Source organism: Propionibacterium freudenreichii subsp. freudenreichii, assembly GCF_000940845.1.
In the GTDB taxonomy this organism is placed as follows: domain Bacteria; phylum Actinomycetota; class Actinomycetes; order Propionibacteriales; family Propionibacteriaceae; genus Propionibacterium; species Propionibacterium freudenreichii.
This window is the reverse complement of the sequence record NZ_CP010341.1, coordinates 840,005-852,689: the sequence shown is the minus strand read 5'-3', so window position 1 is coordinate 852,689 and position 12,685 is coordinate 840,005. Positions and strand designations below refer to the sequence as shown.

The window sequence follows — 12,685 nt, the reverse complement described above, 5'->3', positions numbered from 1 at the left end:
GTGTCTGACTCGCCGGCTTCACCGGCTCACAGTGGCGGGACCGTCGCGGACTCCCGGGCGGCCATGGCCCCCGGTCACCGGCATTCCTCGCGCTCGTTGCCGCGCTCAGTCTTCCACATCGATCATCCGGTGCCCGGGAGCGTCTGCGCCCGACCTCGCGCGCACCCGGGCGCGCCCACGCGCGAGCGCGCGCGAGTGAGTGAGGGCCTGTCCGCCCGAGGCGGAACTTGTGTAGGCTAGTAGTGCTGGTTCGGCTGCCCCACGGCAGTCGTCGCAAGAGGGAATCCGGTGTAATTCCGGAACTGTCCCGCAGCGGTCAATGGGAACGACACAACGTAAGGCACTGGGCGGCAACGCCTGGGAAGTAGTAGTGGAGGAAGTCGGGAGTGATCTCGCAATGCCCATGAGTCCGAAGACCTGCCAGCAGCGACAACATCTGTTGACGCCCTCGCGTTTCCAGATGTCCGATCCGGCCCGGGAGGGCCGTGTTTGGCATTCGGGGACGATTTCAGATGCCGAGGAGCACCTGTGAATCACATTGTCGGCAACGTGGCCCGCAAGCACGCCCCCACGCAGCGCGAGGTTAACGCCTCGCTCCCCTGCCACTGCGGCGCAGCCCCCGGGCACCGTGGGTCCCCGACCCCGGACGGCCTGATCGCCGCCCACGAGGACCCGGTCGCGCTGTTGGTGGTGCCATGCCCCGCATGGCATGCCCGGCATCGCATCGCCCGGCAATCAGTTACCGGCACCCCTCGGGGTGCCTTGACCCTTTCAGGAGCAGGAGTCGCATGAGCAGCACGGATCAGGGGACCAACCCCGCCGACACTGACGACCTCACTCCCACCACACTCAGTCTGGCCGGGGATTTCCCCAAGGCCACTGAGGAGCAGTGGGAGCGCGAAGTTGAGAAGGTATTCAACCGTGGTCGTCCACCGGAGAAGCAGCTGACCTTCGCCGAGTGTCTGAAGCGCCTGACGGTTCACACCGTCGATGGCATCGACATCGTGCCGATGTACCGTCCGAAGGACGCGCCGAAGAAGCTGGGTTACCCCGGCGTCACCCCCTTCACCCGCGGCACCACGGTGCGCAACGGCGACATGGATGCCTGGGACGTGCGCGCCCTGCACGAGGATCCCGACGAGAAGTTCACCCGCAAGGCGATCCTCGAAGGCCTGGAGCGTGGCGTCACCTCCCTGTTGCTGCGCGTTGATCCCGACGCGATCGCACCCGAGCACCTCGACGAGGTCCTCTCCGACGTCCTGCTGGAAATGACCAAGGTGGAGGTCTTCAGCCGCTACGACCAGGGTGCCGCCGCCGAGGCCCTGGTGAGCGTCTACGAGCGCTCCGACAAGCCGGCGAAGGACCTGGCCCTCAACCTGGGCCTGGATCCCATCGGCTTCGCAGCCCTGCAGGGCACCGAGCCGGATCTGACCGTGCTCGGTGACTGGGTGCGCCGCCTGGCGAAGTTCTCGCCGGACTCGCGCGCCGTCACGATCGACGCGAACATCTACCACAACGCCGGTGCCGGCGACGTGGCAGAGCTCGCCTGGGCACTGGCCACCGGCGCGGAGTACGTGCGCGCCCTGGTCGAGCAGGGCTTCACCGCCACCGAGGCCTTCGACACGATCAACTTCCGTGTCACCGCCACCCACGACCAGTTCCTCACGATCGCCCGTCTTCGCGCCCTGCGCGAGGCATGGGCCCGCATCGGCGAGGTCTTCGGCGTGGACGAGGACAAGCGCGGCGCCCGCCAGAATGCGATCACCAGCTGGCGTGAGCTCACGCGCGAAGACCCCTATGTCAACATCCTTCGCGGTTCGATTGCCACCTTCTCCGCCTCCGTTGGTGGGGCCGAGTCGATCACGACGCTGCCCTTCACCCAGGCCCTCGGCCTGCCGGAGGACGACTTCCCGCTGCGCATCGCGCGCAACACGGGCATCGTGCTCGCCGAAGAGGTGAACATCGGCCGCGTCAACGACCCGGCCGGTGGCTCCTACTACGTCGAGTCGCTCACCCGCAGCCTGGCCGACGCCGCCTGGAAGGAATTCCAGGAGGTCGAGAAGCTCGGTGGCATGTCGAAGGCCGTCATGACCGAGCACGTCACCAAGGTGCTCGACGCCTGCAATGCCGAGCGCGCCAAGCGCCTGGCCAACCGCAAGCAGCCGATCACCGCGGTCAGCGAGTTCCCGATGATCGGGGCCCGCAGCATCGAGACCAAGCCGTTCCCCGCCGCTCCGGCGCGCAAGGGCCTGGCCTGGCATCGCGACTCCGAGGTGTTCGAGCAGCTGATGGATCGCTCCACCAGCGTCTCCGAGCGCCCCAAGGTGTTCCTGGCCTGCTTGGGCACCCGTCGCGACTTCGGTGGCCGCGAGGGCTTCTCGAGCCCGGTGTGGCACATCGCCGGCATCGACACCCCGCAGGTCGAAGGCGGCACCACCGCCGAGATCGTCGAGGCATTCAAGAAGTCGGGCGCCCAGGTGGCCGACCTCTGCTCGTCCGCCAAGGTCTACGCGCAGCAGGGACTTGAGGTCGCCAAGGCACTCAAGGCCGCCGGCGCAAAGGCCCTGTACCTGTCGGGCGCCTTCAAGGAGTTCGGTGATGACGCCGCCGAGGCCGAGAAGCTGATCGACGGACGCCTGTTTATGGGCATGGATGTCGTCGACACCCTGTCCTCCACCCTTGATATCTTGGGAGTCGCGAAGTGAGCACTCTGCCCCGTTTTGATTCAGTTGACCTCGGCAATGCCCCGGTTCCTGCTGATGCCGCACGACGCTTCGAGGAACTGGCCGCCAAGGCCGGCACCGGAGAGGCGTGGGAGACGGCCGAGCAGATTCCGGTTGGCACCCTGTTCAACGAAGACGTCTACAAGGACATGGACTGGCTGGACACCTACGCAGGTATCCCGCCGTTCGTCCACGGCCCGTATGCAACCATGTACGCGTTCCGTCCCTGGACGATTCGCCAGTACGCCGGTTTCTCCACGGCCAAGGAGTCGAACGCCTTCTACCGCCGCAACCTTGCGGCCGGCCAGAAGGGCCTGTCGGTTGCCTTCGACCTGCCCACCCACCGTGGCTACGACTCGGACAATCCCCGCGTCGCCGGTGACGTCGGCATGGCCGGTGTGGCCATCGACTCCATCTATGACATGCGCGAGCTGTTCGCCGGCATTCCGCTGGACCAGATGAGCGTGTCCATGACCATGAACGGCGCCGTGCTGCCGATCCTGGCCCTCTATGTGGTGACCGCCGAGGAGCAGGGCGTCAAGCCCGAGCAGCTCGCCGGGACGATCCAGAACGACATCCTCAAGGAGTTCATGGTTCGTAACACCTACATCTACCCGCCGCAGCCGAGTATGCGAATCATCTCTGAGATCTTCGCCTACACGAGTGCCAATATGCCGAAGTGGAATTCGATTTCCATTTCCGGCTACCACATGCAGGAAGCCGGCGCCACGGCCGACATCGAGATGGCCTATACCCTGGCCGACGGTGTTGACTACATCCGCGCCGGCGAGTCGGTGGGCCTCAATGTCGACCAGTTCGCGCCGCGTCTGTCCTTCTTCTGGGGCATCGGCATGAACTTCTTCATGGAGGTTGCCAAGCTGCGTGCCGCGCGCATGTTGTGGGCCAAGCTGGTGCATCAGTTCGGGCCGAAGAACCCGAAGTCGATGAGCCTGCGCACCCACTCGCAGACCTCCGGTTGGTCGCTGACCGCCCAGGACGTCTACAACAACGTCGTGCGTACCTGCATCGAGGCCATGGCCGCCACCCAGGGCCATACCCAGTCGCTGCACACGAACTCGCTCGACGAGGCCATCGCCCTGCCGACCGATTTCAGCGCCCGCATCGCCCGTAACACCCAGCTGTTCCTGCAGCAGGAATCGGGCACGACGCGCGTGATCGACCCGTGGAGCGGCTCGGCATACGTCGAGGAGCTCACCTGGGACCTGGCCCGCAAGGCATGGGGTCACATCCAGGAGGTCGAGAAGGTCGGCGGCATGGCCAAGGCCATCGAAAAGGGCATCCCCAAGATGCGCATCGAGGAAGCCGCCGCCCGCACCCAGGCACGCATCGACTCCGGCCGCCAGCCGCTGATCGGCGTGAACAAGTACCGCCTGGAGCACGAGCCGCCGCTCGATGTGCTCAAGGTGGACAACTCCACGGTGCTCGCCGAGCAGAAGGCCAAGCTGGTCAAGCTGCGCGCCGAGCGCGATCCCGAGAAGGTCAAGGCCGCCCTCGACAAGATCACCTGGGCCGCCGGCAACCCCGACGACAAGGATCCGGATCGCAACCTGCTGAAGCTGTGCATCGACGCTGGCCGCGCCATGGCGACGGTCGGCGAGATGAGCGACGCGCTCGAGAAGGTCTTCGGACGCTACACCGCCCAGATTCGCACCATCTCCGGTGTGTACTCGAAGGAAGTGAAGAACACGCCTGAGGTTGAGGAAGCACGCGAGCTCGTTGAGGAATTCGAGCAGGCCGAGGGCCGTCGTCCTCGCATCCTGCTGGCCAAGATGGGCCAGGACGGTCACGACCGTGGCCAGAAGGTCATCGCCACCGCCTATGCCGACCTCGGTTTCGACGTCGACGTGGGCCCGCTGTTCCAGACCCCGGAGGAGACCGCACGTCAGGCCGTCGAGGCCGATGTGCACGTGGTGGGCGTTTCGTCGCTCGCCGGCGGGCATCTGACGCTGGTTCCGGCCCTGCGCAAGGAGCTGGACAAGCTCGGACGTCCCGACATCCTCATCACCGTGGGCGGCGTGATCCCTGAGCAGGACTTCGACGAGCTGCGTAAGGACGGCGCCGTGGAGATCTACACCCCCGGCACCGTCATTCCGGAGTCGGCGATCTCGCTGGTCAAGAAACTGCGGGCTTCGCTCGATGCCTAGGCCGTTCAATGTCCCCGAGCTTGTTGACGAGGTCCTCGCCAACAAGCGCCCGGGCCTCGCGCGTGCGATCACGCTCGTCGAGTCAACACTGCCGGCTCACCGGCCGTTGGCTCGCGAGCTGCTCGCCGCCCTGCTCCCCCATTCGGGCAACGCCATCCGCGTTGGCCTGACGGGGGTGCCGGGGGCCGGCAAGTCGACGTTCACCGACGCCATGGGCGTGCGGCTCATCGATCGTGGCCACAAGGTCGCGGTGCTGGCGGTTGACCCGTCCAGTTCGCGCACCGGCGGCTCGATCCTGGGCGACCGCACCCGCATGGGCAAGCTGGCTGAGTCCGACAGCGCCTTCATCCGCCCCTCGCCCTCGGCAGGCCACCTCGGTGGCGTGGCGCGGGCGACGCGGGAGGCGATGATCATCGTCGAGGCCGCAGGCTATGACACGGTGATCGTCGAGACGGTCGGTGTGGGTCAGTCCGAAGTGGCGGTGTCGGGCATGGTGGATACCTTCCTCATGCTTGCGCTCACCGGTTCGGGCGACCAGCTGCAGGGCATCAAGCGAGGCATTCTGGAGCTCGCCGATGTGATTGCCGTGAACAAGGCCGACGGGGACAATGCCGGCGAGGCGCGGGTGACCGCGCGCGATCTGTCCATCGCCATGAAGCTCATCAACGACGAGGCCGATGGGTGGCGCACTCCGGTGCTCACCTGCTCGGCCTACACCGGTGATGGGCTGGATGATGTGTGGAAGGCCGTTGTCGAACACCGTGACTGGGTGGACAAGACGGTGGGCCTCAAGCAGTATCGCGCCGATCAGCAGGTGGATTGGATGTGGTCGCAGATCCAGAGCGCTGTTCTGGATTCGCTGCGGTCCACGCCCGAGCTGCTGAAGCTGGGCCACAAGCTCGAACACGAGGTTGCGGAGCAGCGCACCAGCGCCCTGGAGGCGTCGATGGAGTTCTTGTCGACCTATGCCAAGTCGGTTCCCGGATTTGAATGGGATCCGTCATAGGCATTCGCTCACTCCCGTGAATCTCCTGATGTGAACAGGGCGCCGTCCGCAGCTGCGGACGGCGCCCTGTTCCTGTCTCCCCCCATGTACCCGGCCGGCCGTGTTCCTGCCGAGCCGTGTTTCTGCCTGGCCATGTTCCTATCCGGCCCTGCTCTTGTCTCGCCGTGTTTCCCCCGGCCAGGCACGGGTCCACCGCCGATCCCTCAGCCGGGGTCGGAGGTACCGGGGGTGCTCGTCCCCCTGTCTGCCCCTGTATCCGGGGTCGGCGACGTCGGACGCAGGCGGGCCCAGCCGGGTCCGTGTTCGGGCTCGGCCTCCTCGTCCGGGTGGTCGAATTCCATCGGCAGCAGGCCGGCGCGATGCAGGGCGGGGTCGTCGGCACGCAGGGAGCGCACGGGTCCGATCCCGGTGCGACGCGTCTCGAAGCGCACCGTCACCACTCCCAGGCCCGATCCCCACACCCAGCCGCGGCCGTGCTCGTCATGCTCCACCTCGGCCCCGGGTGACCAGCTCTGGGAGCCCCGCCGCAGCGCGGAGGCCACCTGGCGTTCCTCCATGACCGGGGCCACGGATGCCTGCTGGTCGTCGAGCACGAACAGCTCTTCCTGGGCGGCCTGCGCGAAGCCGCCCACGCCGACGCCGATCAGGCGGAATCCCTGCCCGATGCGCACGCCGGTGATCAGCGCCTGGGCCGTCGCCGCGATCCGCTCCGGGTTGTCCGTGGCGCCTGACAGCGTGCGTGAGCGGGACAGCGTCGTGAAGTCGGCCAGTCGGACCTTCACGGTGACGGTGCGGGCGAACAGGCCCGCCCGGGTGAGCCTGCCGGCCACCGCGCGCGCATCGCGCTCGATCACCGAGGCGATGACTGCCGGATCGGTGAGGTCGGAGTCGAAGGTGTCCTCCACCGAGATCGACTTCGCCTCGCCGCGTGGGCTCACCGCCCGGTCGTCGCGTCCCGAGGCAAGCACGTGCAATGACTCCCCCACGGCCTGCCCCAGCTCGCGCACCAGCTCCGCGACGCTGGCCTCCCGCAGGTCACCCACGGTGCGGATCCCCAACCGTGACAGCCGGTCCATGGTGGCCGGCCCGACCCCGGGGATGGCGTTGGCCGGTAGCGGCGACAGCACATCGCGTTCGCTACCCGGTGGCACGATCAACTGCCCATTCGGCTTGGCCCGCTCGCTGCCGAGCTTGGCCATCAACTTGCTGGTGCCGACACCGACCGATGCGTGCAGGCCCTCGGTGCGATGGACGATCTCGGCGCGCAGCTCACGCACCAGGCCGGCGATCGCCTCGGGGCTGGTGTCCTGGCCGCCGGCCTCCAGGTCAACGAAGGCCTCGTCGATGCTCAGGGGCTCCACGAGCGGGCTGAGCTCGCCCAACAGGGCCATCACGATGCGGCTCGACTGCCGGTAGGCGTCGCCCCGCGGGCTGAGATAGGCGGCGTGCGGCGCCAGGTGACGGGCCTGGGAGGTGCTCATCGCCGAATGCAGGCCGAGCTTGCGGGCCTCATAGCTGGCGGTGGCCACCACTCCGCGGTCCCCGACGCCCCCGACGGCAACCGGCTTGCCGCGCAGGGACGGCTTGTCGCGTTGCTCAACCGAGGCGAAGAAGGCGTCGAGGTCGAGGTGCAGGATGCTGGCCGTGGCCCGCATCGCTCAGTGGTCGGCGACCGCGTCCCCCGTGGCGGGGGGCAGCGGACGCGGTGCGCTGATGCGCGCATAGTGCACGAAGTCGAACTCCCCGTGCGGCTCGCTGCTGGTCTGCGACCAGTCCTGCGCGCTGATCTCGGGGAAGGTGACCGAGCCGTCGGCCGGTTCGTGCACGGCGGTGATGTCGAGGTCGGTCAGCCAGTCCCAGGCGGCCTTGTAGATCTGTCCCCCGCCGATCACGTAGATGCGCTGGTCCAGCCCCGAGGCCACCGCGAGTGCCTCCTCGATGCTCGAGACGGCGATGCCATGGGAGCCCTCCGGCGCCTGATCGGGCCAGGTGACGGCCTGGGGTGTGCGACTCACGACGATGTTGGTGCGTCCGGTGAGCAAGCCCATGGCGTCGTGGGTGCGTCGTCCCATGATGAGCGGATGGCCGAGCGTCACGCGCTTGAAGCGGGCCCAGTCCTCGGGGAACTTGAAGGGCTGGTCGTGCCCATCGCCGATCACGCCATTGGTCGCCACCACGGCGATCGCGACCACCCCGGGGGCGTCCTCGTCGCGCAGCACCCGCTTGGGGGCATTGTCATGGCTTGCACTCGCATCGGTCATCATCTGCTCCTCGGTGGTTCGGCTCATGGAATGTGGGCAACTCAGGAATGGACGCGCGGGCCGTGGGCGACCTCAAGCCGGGGTCGCAGCCCCCGTGGCCACCCGGCGGAAGGCTCACACGGCGATGGGGGCCTTGATGGCGGGGTCGGGTTCGTAGCCCTCCACGGTGATGTCGGACAGCTCGAACTCGTCGATGTTCCTCACCTGCGGGTTGAGCGCCAACCGCGGCAGCGCCTTGGGCGTGCGGGACAGCTGTTCGGCCACCTGGTCGAAGTGGTTGTGGTAGATGTGCGCATCACCCAGGGTGTGGACGAAGTCGCCGACGCCCAGGCCGCACACCTGCGCCACCATGTGGGTGAGCAGGGCGTAGCTCGCGATGTTGAACGGCACGCCCAGGAACAGGTCGGCGCTGCGCTGGTAGAGCCCGCAGGACAGCTTGCCGGGCTGCCCGTCCTCGCCGGGGGTCACGTAGAACTGGAACAGCAGGTGGCAGGGCGGAAGCGCCATGTCGTCGACCTCGGCCACGTTCCAGGCCGAGACCACCAGGCGGCGTGAATTGGGGTCGTTCTTGATCTGGTCGATCACCTTGGCGAGCTGGTCGACGTGGCCGCCACCGGGCACCGGCCAGCTGCGCCACTGGTGGCCGTAGACGGGCCCCAGGTCGCCGTTCTCGTCGGCCCATTCGTCCCAGATGTGCACATTGTTGCGGTGCAGCCAGCCGATGTTCGTGTCGCCGCGCAGGAACCACAGCAGCTCGCCGAACACGCCACGGGTGTAGATCTTCTTGGTGGTGACCAGCGGGAAGCCGTCGGCCAGGTGGAAGCGCATCTGGTGGCCGAAGACGCTGCGGGTGCCGACGCCGGTGCGGTCGGACTTGTCGATGCCCTCGTCCATCACGCGGGTGAGCAGGTCAAGGTATTGACGCATATCAGGGCTCCAGGGGGGTGACGCCGCCCGATGGCAGGTCGCCCAGGTTGGCACCGCTCGTGGGCTTGCCGACCGCCGGGATGGAGGCGGTCCATTCGCTGGGCGGTGCGGTGGGGGCCGGACCGGAGTTCTGCGATCCGGGGACGATCTCTTCCTCGTCGTCGAGTTCCTTGGGGGCCGCAAGGCCGAGCTGGGCCGCCAGGATCGGCAGCATGGCGCGCACGGAACGTCCGCGATGGCTGATCGCGTCCTTCTCGGCAGCCGACATCTCGGCGGCGGTGCGCAGGCGTCCCTCGGAATCGGGAACCTGCTCGTCGGGCACGAAGATCGGGTCGTAGCCGAATCCGTGGGAGCCCTTCGGGCGCGTGGTCAGGTGCCCGGTCATCTCACCCCGGGTGGTGAACTCGCGGCCATCGGGCATCACCAGCGCCATCACCGACACGAATTGGGCCTGACGACGCCCGCGGGGCACGTCCTCGATCTGGCGCAGCACCAACTCCATGTTGGCGATGTCCTCCTGCTCGGGGCCGTCCCAGCGCGAGCTGCGTACCCCGGGCATGTGGCCCAGGGCGTCGACGCACAGGCCGGAATCGTCGGCGAGTGCGGGCAGTCCGGAGTGGATCATTCCCTGGCGGGCCTTGATGAGGGCGTTGCCCTCGAAGGTCCACTCGGTCTCCTCCGGCTCGGGATAGCTGGCGATGTCCTTCAGCGAGAGCACCTGGATGTCCATGTCATATTCGACGATGATCCGGCGCAGCTCGGTGAGCTTCTTGGCGTTGTTGGTGGCCAACAGCACTTCAGAGGTCATAGCTGGGCCTTCCCGTCGGCGGCGGCGATCACGCGTTGTTGCAGGTCGGTCAGCTCACGATTTCCCTTGTCGGCCAGGTCGAGCAGGCGTCCCAGCAGCTTGCGGTCGAAGGTGGCGCCCTCGGCGGTTCCCTGCACCTCGACGAAGTCGCCGGTGCCGGTGGCCACGATGTTCATGTCGACGTCGGCGGTCGAGTCCTCGTCGTAGGCCAGGTCGAGCATCGGCACGCCCTTGACGATGCCCACCGAGATGGCCGAGACGGAGCCGGTGAGGGGCTCGCCTGCCAGCGAGCCACGCTCGCGCAGCCACTCGACGGCGTCGTGGAGGGCTACATAGGCGCCGGTGATCGAGGCGGTGCGGGTGCCGCCGTCGGCCTGCAGCACGTCGGCGTCGACGACGATGGTGTTCTCACCCAGCGCCTTGTAGTCGATGACGGCGCGCAGGCTGCGGCCGATGAGGCGGCTGATCTCGTGGGTGCGGCCGCTGATCTTGCCGCGCCGCGACTCGCGGTCATTGCGGGTATTGGTGGCGCGCGGCAGCATTTCGTATTCGCTGGTCACCCAGCCGAGACCGGAGCCCCTGCGCCAACGCGGCACGCCCTCGGTGACCGACGCCGCCACGAGCACCCGGGTGCGGCCGGCCTCGATGAGGCATGAGCCCTCGGCATGGTCAAGCCAGTGCCGGGTGATGGAAACGGGACGCAGCTGATCAAGTGACCGGCCATCGCTCCGCGTTACGGACTTCGTCGATTCAGACACGCCTGCAAATCTACCTGTGATGCCCCGTTCGCCCAATGCTGGCCGGACCGGGCCGCAGACGCTCGCGACAACCCTCACCCGCACCGGGCCGGACACTTTCGCTACAGGCCCACCCCGAGGGTGCGCCGGGCCATTGACCCGGCTGCCCGGGGCTCACAACTCGGCGGGTTCGGACAACCTCAATTGGCGCACGCCATTGACGAAGCCACCCATGAGGCGACGCCCCAGGCCACCGAACTGGGCGGGGTCGCCGGTGGTGAAGAATTCACGCTGCGGCTCGTGGGGTTCGGTGCGCAGCAGGTCGTCGCGGGTGAGCTCGGCGAACACGGCGCGGGCACACTCATCGGAGCTGGACACCAGGGTGACGTCCTCACCCATCACATAGCTGATCACCCCGGACAGCAGCGGGTAGTGGGTGCAGCCCAGGATGAGGGTGTCGATGTCGTCGGCCTGCAGGGGCGCGAGGTATTCACGGGCGAGTTGCAGCACCTCGGGGCCGGTGGTGATGCCGGCCTCCACGAACTCCACGAAGCGCGGGCACACCTGGGTGAACAGCTTCACCGGCGAGGCGGCCAGGGCATCGTTGTACGACCGCGAGATGGCGGTGCCGCGGGTGCAGATCACCCCGACGCGTCCGTTGCGGGTGATCCGGGCGGCCTTGCGGGCGGCCGGCAGCACCACTTCGGTGATCGGCAGGTCGTAGCGCTCACGCGCGTCGTGCAGGGCTGCCGATGATCCGGTGTTGCAGGCGATCACCAGCGACTTCACGCCCCGGGCGACCAGGCTGTCGAGCGCCTGCAGCACGAACTCGCGCACCTCGGCGATCGGACGGGGACCGTAGGGGGCACGGGCGGTGTCGCCCAGGTAGATGATGTCCTCGCGGGGCAGCAGGTCGACCACGGCCCGGGCCACGGTGAGCCCGCCGAATCCTGAGTCGAAGATTCCGATCGGCGCGTTGACGTCCCTGTTCACCCGACCAACTCTAGACGGGCACCCTGAATCGTCGGGATCGGCCGACCGGCCACACTGCCGCCGTGGGCGCCGCGCGGGCGCCCGGGGTCAGTGCAGGCAGTCGAGCAGGGATTCCTGCACCCAGCCCAGCCATTCATAGATGGAGAAGACGGCGGTACGGGGATCCTCATCGGGCAGTTCGCCCAACTCGTCGGCGTCGGCTGAGGTCTTGATGCCCAGTCGCACGGCCACCGCCACCCGCAGCGCGGTCAGCGTCTTGAGCCAGTCGTTGACATGCTCGTCAGGCACGGCGCAGCGCCCGTCGTGGCCCACCTGGTTCATATCGGACAGCATGGCAACGGCCGCGTCGAGCTTCTCGTCACGCTCGGAGGCCTGGCTGAAGCGGCGGAACTCGGTGGAGGCGCCCTCGTCGTCGCGGTAGGCATCGGGGAAGAGGCGACGCAACACGGGGTCAACCTCGGGATTGGTGGCGAAATCGGCCTTGACCTCGCACCCCATCTGGTTCTCCAGCTCGGCGAACAGGGCCTCGGGAGAGCAATCGCTGGAATCATTCCAGGAGCTGGCACGCACCGGCGGCATCGCATCGGAGCGCAGCAATTGGAGCAATGTCTTGGTCAGGGAGCACAGGATCGTCAACTCCGTGTCCTCGAAGGTGCAGGTGAGCTGGCCGCGGCGGCGCCGGAAACCATGCATCATTCGGCCCGCGACACTGTTGCCCACAGGCCAAAGCCGTGCATGGCGTTCACATCCCGTTCCATCTCCTCACGCCCTCCGGAACTGACCACTGCCTTGCCCTCCATGTGCACCTGCATCATGAGACGCTCGGCACGATCGCGGGAATAGTGGAAATAGCTACAGAAGACGTGGGTGACATAGCTCATCAGGTTGACCGGATCGTCCCAGACCACCGTCACCCACGGGTTGGCGCTGAGGGCATCCTCGGCAGGACGCTCGGCGAGTGCCGTGCCACCTTCCGGGGCAGTCATCGGTGCAGATTCGGACATGTGTCTATCTTTACCCATCACGCAAAAGGCCCGGGTGATCCGGGCGCAGTCGGTGCTCCCG

10 protein-coding genes, 1 pseudogene and 1 riboswitch are annotated in these 12,685 nt (G+C 67.4%); of the genes and pseudogenes, 3 read left to right on the top strand and 8 right to left on the bottom strand.

Annotated elements, in window-relative coordinates; genetic code table 11:
* The first annotated feature begins 229 nt into the window (after positions 1-229).
* A riboswitch (cobalamin riboswitch) is annotated at positions 230-439 on the top strand.
* A gap of 349 nt (positions 440-788) precedes the next feature.
* From mutA to meaB, 3 genes are read left to right on the top strand one after another with little or no spacing between them, the layout of a single operon-like run.
* Positions 789-2,705, top strand: a complete 1,917-nt coding sequence (gene mutA / locus RM25_RS03585) for a methylmalonyl-CoA mutase small subunit (protein WP_044636064.1) — start codon at positions 789-791, stop codon at positions 2,703-2,705.
* Positions 2,702-4,888: a methylmalonyl-CoA mutase gene (gene scpA, locus RM25_RS03580; RefSeq protein WP_044636063.1), complete on the top strand. Its 2,187-nt coding sequence runs from the start codon at positions 2,702-2,704 to the stop codon at positions 4,886-4,888. Before mutA ends, scpA begins: the two co-directional genes overlap by 4 nt.
* Positions 4,881-5,894, top strand: coding sequence for a methylmalonyl Co-A mutase-associated GTPase MeaB (meaB, locus tag RM25_RS03575; protein ID WP_013160680.1), 1,014 nt, complete (start codon positions 4,881-4,883; stop codon positions 5,892-5,894). The genes scpA and meaB overlap by 8 nt, the downstream gene beginning before the upstream one ends.
* A gap of 203 nt (positions 5,895-6,097) precedes the next feature.
* Here meaB and RM25_RS03570 read toward each other — a convergent pair whose 3' ends face one another.
* The 8 genes and pseudogenes from RM25_RS03570 to clpS all read right to left on the bottom strand — a co-directional run bounded on the left by RM25_RS03570 (position 6,098) and on the right by clpS (position 12,606).
* Complete coding sequence (locus tag RM25_RS03570; RefSeq protein WP_013160679.1) at positions 6,098-7,549, bottom strand: DNA polymerase IV; 1,452 nt, start codon at positions 7,547-7,549, stop codon at positions 6,098-6,100.
* A 3-nt stretch (positions 7,550-7,552) separates the two neighbouring features.
* Positions 7,553-8,182, bottom strand: coding sequence for a dihydrofolate reductase (locus RM25_RS03565; protein WP_013160678.1), 630 nt, complete (start codon positions 8,180-8,182; stop codon positions 7,553-7,555).
* Between the two features lie 87 nt (positions 8,183-8,269).
* On the bottom strand, positions 8,270-9,082 hold the full coding sequence (locus RM25_RS03560; RefSeq protein WP_013160677.1) for a thymidylate synthase: 813 nt from the start codon (positions 9,080-9,082) through the stop codon (positions 8,270-8,272).
* A gap of 187 nt (positions 9,083-9,269) precedes the next feature.
* Positions 9,270-9,890: pseudogene (gene rdgB, locus RM25_RS03555) on the bottom strand (RdgB/HAM1 family non-canonical purine NTP pyrophosphatase); the annotation flags it as partial.
* Positions 9,887-10,648, bottom strand: a complete 762-nt coding sequence (gene rph, locus RM25_RS03550; RefSeq protein WP_013160675.1) for a ribonuclease PH — start codon at positions 10,646-10,648, stop codon at positions 9,887-9,889. The gene rph and the pseudogene rdgB, both read right to left, overlap by 4 nt.
* Before the next feature lie 153 nt (positions 10,649-10,801).
* Positions 10,802-11,620 carry a glutamate racemase gene (gene murI / locus RM25_RS03545; RefSeq protein WP_013160674.1) on the bottom strand — a complete coding sequence of 273 codons (819 nt, stop codon included), beginning with the start codon at positions 11,618-11,620 and terminating at the stop codon, positions 10,802-10,804.
* A gap of 87 nt (positions 11,621-11,707) precedes the next feature.
* Positions 11,708-12,316: a DUF2017 domain-containing protein gene (locus tag RM25_RS11805; RefSeq protein WP_048735089.1), complete on the bottom strand. Its 609-nt coding sequence runs from the start codon at positions 12,314-12,316 to the stop codon at positions 11,708-11,710.
* A complete protein-coding gene (clpS, locus tag RM25_RS03535) occupies positions 12,313-12,606 on the bottom strand; it encodes an ATP-dependent Clp protease adapter ClpS (protein ID WP_112317802.1) in 294 nt (97 codons plus the stop codon). The genes RM25_RS11805 and clpS overlap by 4 nt, the downstream gene beginning before the upstream one ends.
* Positions 12,607-12,685 lie beyond the last annotated feature (79 nt).